Origin of the sequence: Flavihumibacter petaseus NBRC 106054 (genome assembly GCF_000974785.1) — a bacterium.
Taxonomy (GTDB): domain Bacteria; phylum Bacteroidota; class Bacteroidia; order Chitinophagales; family Chitinophagaceae; genus Flavihumibacter; species Flavihumibacter petaseus.
This window is the reverse complement of sequence record NZ_BBWV01000017.1, coordinates 1-4,612: the sequence shown is the minus strand read 5'-3', so window position 1 is coordinate 4,612 and position 4,612 is coordinate 1. Positions and strand designations below refer to the sequence as shown.

The following is a 4,612-nucleotide window of genomic DNA, read 5'->3' as shown; positions in this document are numbered from 1 at the left end:
CGGCGTAGCAGCAGGTGTTACTGTGATATCAATTGTTACTGGTTCAGCGCACTGCGCTGCATCTGGGATAAAGGTGTAGCTGCCTGAAGCAGTATTGCTTACAGTTGCGGGTAACCAAGTACCGGTGATACCATTGAGTGAAGTTGCTGGCAATACTGGTGCAGTTGTACCGGCACAGAATGCTGGTATTGTAGCAAAAGTTGGTGTTACCGCAGGTGTTACTGTGATGTCAATGCTTACCGGAGCCGCACACTGTCCGGCGTCAGGAGTAAAGGTATAAGTACCTGACGCGGTATTGCTCACCACTGCAGGTGACCATGTTCCGGTAATACTGTTGAGTGAAGTCGATGGCAACACCGGTGCTGTTGCACCCGCACAGAATGCTGCAATCGGATCAAATGTTGGTGTGATCTGATCGGTGATGGTGATATCGATGGTTGTCTGTACACCACAGCTTGAAGCATCCGGAGTAAAGGTATAGGTGGTTGTACCGAGGCTTCCGGTATTAACGGTTGCCGGGCTCCAGGTACCATTGATGCCATTATTGGAAGTCGTGGGCAGTGTTGGTGCAGTGCTGTTCAGACACAGTGGTCCGATGGCATTGAATACCGGCGTTACACTGGTAGCGATGGTGACATCGATGCTTACTGATACAGCACACTCTCCTGCTGCCGGGGTGAAGGTGTAGGTTGAAGTGCCAAGTGCACTGGTATTGATCGCTGCTGGTGACCAGGTACCATTGATGCCATTGGTTGACGTGGATGGCAATGCAGGTGCCACGCTGTTCTGGCAGATATCACCGATGGCGTCAAAGGTTGGTGTCACAGCTGGTGATACGGTAATATCGATGCTGATTGGAGCAGCACACTGGCCAGCGTCTGGTATAAAGGTATAAGAACCGGAAGTGGTATTATTCACCACGGCAGGCACCCATGATCCCGTGATGCCATTAAGTGATGCAGTTGGCAGTACTGGTGCAGGTGAACCCGTACAGAATGCTGGTATAGTAGTAAAGGTTGGTGTGATCTGGTCAGTGATGGTTATGTCGATGCTGACCGGCGTTGCACACGCTCCTGCTGCTGGAGTGAAAGTGTAAGTGGTCGTTCCGATCACACTGGTATTGATCACGGCAGGGCTCCAGCTACCATTCACACCATTAAGTGAAGTGCCCGGCAATGAAGGTGCTGCGCTGTTCAGGCAAAGTGCCGCGATCGGATCAAATGTCGGCGTAACAGCAGGTATTACAGTAATATCTATTGTTACCGGTTCAGCACACTGTCCACCATCCGGAACGAAGGTATAGGTTCCTGATGCAGTATTGCTTACGGTTGCCGGAACCCATGAACCGCTGATGCCGTTCAGTGAGGCCGCTGGAAGTATTGGAGCAGTTGTGCCGGCACAGAAGTCTGGTATTGCTGCAAATGTTGGTGTTACGGCAGGTGTTACCGTGATATCGATGCTTACCGGAGCAGCACACTGGTCTGCATCCGGTGTAAAGGTATAAGTACCAGAAGCAGTATTGCTCACCAGGGCCGGTGACCATGTACCGGTGATGCCGTTCAGTGAAGCCGCTGGCAGTACCGGCGCTGTTGCACCCGCACAGAATGGTGCAATCGGATCGAAGATTGGCGCGATCTGATCGGTGATGGTGATATCGATGGTAGTTGGTACACCACAGCTTGATGGATCCGGAGTAAAGGTATAGGTGGTTGTACCGAGGCTGCCGGTATTAACGGTTGCCGGGCTCCAGGTACCATTGATGCCATTGTTGGATGTTGCCGGCAGTGTTGGTGCAGCACTGTTCAGACAAAGTGGTCCGAAGGCATTGAATACCGGCGTTACACTGGTAGCGATGGTTACATCGATGCTCACCGATACGGCACACTCTCCCGCTGCCGGGGTGAAGGTGTAGGTTGAAGTGCCGATTGTTGCTGTATTGATCACCGCCGGGCTCCATGTTCCGTTGATGCCGTTGTTGGATGTTGCTGGCAATGCCGGTGCTACGCTATTCTGACAGATATCACCGATGGCGCCAAAGGTTGGTGTCACTGCAGGTGTTACGGTAATATCGATGCTGATTGGAGCAGCACACTGGCCGGCGTCTGGTATAAAGGTGTATGATCCAGATGTGGTATTATTCACCACGGCAGGCACCCATGATCCCGTGATACCATTAAGCGATGCAGTTGGCAGTACTGGTGCACTTGATCCAGCACAGAATGCAGGTATTGCTGTAAATGTCGGTGTGACCTGGTCAGTGATGGTAATATCGATGGTCACTGGTGTTGCACACTGGCTGGCATCAGGGGTAAAGGTGAAGCTGGCTGTACCAATCACAGTGGTGTTGATCACAGTTGGTGACCAGGTGCCACTTATGCCATTGAGTGAAGTCACTGGCAGAGCAGGTGCGGTACTGTTCTGACAGAGAGCAGCAATCGGATCAAATGTTGGTGTGACAGCTGGCGTAACAGTGATGTCAAGTGTTACTGGTTCAGCACACTGACCGGCGTCAGGGATAAAGGTGTAAGATCCGGAAGTGGTGTTGCTTACAGTTGCCGGAAGCCATGAACCGCTGATTCCGTTGAGTGAAGCAGCTGGCAGTACCGGTGCAGTTGTACCGGAACAGAAGGATGGTATTGCTGCAAATGTTGGGGTGACAGCTGGTGTAACGGTGATGTCGATGCTTACCGGTGCCGCACACTGTCCGGCGTCAGGGGTAAAGGTATATGTACCGGAAGCGGCATTGCTCACCACTGCAGGCGACCAGGTACCGGTGATTCCGTTCAACGATATACCAGGCAATACCGGCGCAGTTGCTCCCGCGCAGAATGCTGCAATCGGATCAAATGTTGGTGTAATCTGATCAGTGATGGTGATATCAATGGTTGTCGGTACACCGCAACTTGCAGCATCCGGAGTAAAGGTGTAGGTGGTTGTGCCGATAGAACCGGTTGAAACTGTAGCCGGGCTCCACGTGCCATTGATGCCGTTGTTGGATGTTGCAGGCAGCGTTGGTGCAGTGCTGTTCAGACACAGTGGTCCGATGGCATTGAATACCGGCGTTACACTGGTGGCGATGGTGACTTCGATGCTTACTGATACAGCACACTCTCCTGCTGCCGGGGTGAAGGTGTAGGTTGAAGTGCCAATTGTCGCTGTATTGATCACGGCCGGGCTCCATGTACCGTTGATGCCATTGTTGGACGTTGCTGGCAGCGCCGGCGCTACACTATTCTGGCAGATCGCACCGACCGCATCGAAGGTTGGTGACACTGCCGGTGTTACGGTGATATCGATGCTGATTGGTGCAGCGCACTGGCCGGCATCTGGTATGAAGGTGTAAGATCCGGATGTGGTATTGTTCACAACAGCCGGTACCCATGAACCAGTGATGCCGTTGAGAGATACATTCGGTAATACAGGGGCTACGCTGCCTTCACAGAATGCAGGGATTGTAGTGAAGGTTGGTGTGATCTGGTCAGTGATGGTTACATCGATGCTGACAGGAGTTGCACACGCTCCTGCTGCCGGTGTAAAGGTATATGTGGTAGTTCCGATCACACTGGTAATGATCACAGCAGGACTCCAGTTGCCACTCACACCATTGAGAGAGATGCCCGGCAGTACAGGAGCAGCACTATTCAGACAGATCGCAGCGATCGGATCGAATGTCGGCGTAACAGCAAGCGTAACCGTGATATCAAGGGTTACTGGTTCAGCACACTGGCCGGCGTCAGGGATAAAGGTGTAAGATCCGGAAGTGGTGTTGCTGACTACTGCTGGAACCCATGAACCGGAGATGCCGTTGAGTGACGTTGCTGGCAATACCGGTGCAGTTGAACCGGCACAGAATGCTGGTATTGCCGCAAAGGTTGGTGTTACAGCAGGTGTAACAGTGATGTCTATGCTTACCGGAGCCGCACACTGTCCAGCGTCTGGGGTAAATGTATAGGTGCCGGAAGCAGTATTGCTCACCACTGCAGGCGACCATGTACCGGTAATGCCGTTCAGCGAGGCTGTTGGGAGCACCGGTGCGGTAGCTCCCGCACAGAATGCTGCAATCGGATCAAATGTTGGTGTAATCTGATCGGTGATGGTGATATCGATGGTTGTCGGAACGCCACAGCTTGAAGCATCCGGGGTGAAGGTATAGGTGGTAGTGCCCAGGGCTCCGGTATTGATTGTTGCCGGGCTCCAGGTACCATTGATTCCATTGTTGGATGTTGCGGGCAATGTTGGTGCTGCGCTGTTGAGACACAGTGGTCCGATGGCATTGAATACTGGTGTTACACTGGTTGCGATGGTTATATCAATGCTCACCGGCGTAGCACACTCTCCTGCTGCCGGGGTGAAGGTATAAGTAGAAGTGCCGATCACACTGGTGTTGATCACGGCAGGTGACCAGGTGCCGTTGATGCCATTGTTGGAAGTTCCAGGCAATGCCGGTGCTACAATATTCTGACAGATTGCGCCGATCGCATCGAAGGTCGGTGTCACTGCGGGTGTTACAGTGATATCGATGGTAGCCGGTGCTGCACACTGGCCGGCATCTGGTACAAAGGTATAGGAACCGGATGTGGTATTGTTCACGACAGCAGGAATCCATGTTCCA

1 protein-coding gene is annotated in these 4,612 nt (G+C 52.7%); it reads right to left on the bottom strand.

Annotated elements, in window-relative coordinates; translation table 11 throughout:
- Nucleotides 1-4,612 (bottom strand): beta strand repeat-containing protein (locus tag FPE01S_RS26065; RefSeq protein ID WP_052956162.1); only part of this gene is annotated, 4,612 nt, incomplete at both ends.